Source organism: Haoranjiania flava (genome assembly GCF_025631005.1).
GTDB lineage: Bacteria > Bacteroidota > Bacteroidia > Chitinophagales > Chitinophagaceae > Haoranjiania > Haoranjiania flava.
On record NZ_JAOTPL010000048.1, the window covers coordinates 1 to 942 of the forward strand.

General features: G+C 45.3%; 1 protein-coding gene. It reads left to right on the forward strand.

All coding sequences use genetic code 11. From position 1 onward, the window contains the following. Window positions 1–926 (forward strand): IS110 family RNA-guided transposase (locus tag OD355_RS13785; protein WP_263039077.1); only part of this gene is annotated, 926 nt, incomplete at its 5' end. Window positions 927–942: the final 16 nt, after the last annotated feature.

Genomic DNA, 942 nt, shown 5'->3' on the forward strand with positions numbered 1-942 from the left:
GTTGTGGTATAGACGTTCATCAAAATTTGATAGTAGCTACCATAAGGCGCAGCGACACAGATTATGAAACGCGCAGTTATGATGGCTACACGAGTTCTTTGACAGAGTTAAGAGATTGGTGTAAAGATGCCGGAGTAACCCATATAGCCATGGAGAGTACGGGTGTTTACTGGAAGCCTGTGTTCAATATACTGGAAGAAGGCTTTGAGATCATTTTGGTTAATGCCCGGCATGTAAAGAACATACCGGGTCATAAAACCGACAAAAAGGATAGTGCGTGGTTAAGTAAGTTATTGCTTAGCGGTTTGCTGAAAGCCAGCTTTATTCCCCCTCAGGATATAAGAGAGTTGCGCGAGCTGGTTCGTTACAAAAAGAAAGTAACCGGCCAGGCGGCCTCGGAGAAGAACCGCATCATTAAAATACTGGAAGATGCCAATATAAAGCTAAGCAGTGTTTTAAGTAATGTTGACGGAGCAGTGGGCAGGCGTATTATAAATGATATCATATCAGCCAACACGCGGCCGGATGATTTGCTACGGCATTATCATGGTAAGATGAAGGCTGGCAAAGCTGAGTTAAAGAAAGCATTGGAGGGGCGCATTACGGCTCATCACCGTTTTATGCTGCAACTTCTAAAAGAGAGCATCGCAGATAAGGAAAAGCTGCTGGCTAAATTGGAGTTGCAAATAGATGAGGCTGCCAAAGCCTACAGCGTTGATATTGAAAATCTGCAAACTATACCGGGAGTAGGTAAAGACAGCGCTGTAAGTATCCTAAGCGAGATAGGAGCAGATATGGATGTATTTGCCAGCGAGCAGCACTTAAGCAGTTGGGCGGGCATGAGCCCGGGCAATAATGAGAGTGGCGGTAAAAAAAAAGTTCAAAAACCATCCACGGTAACAAGTACCTCCAAAGCACCCTTGTAGAATGCGGCTGGGGGGC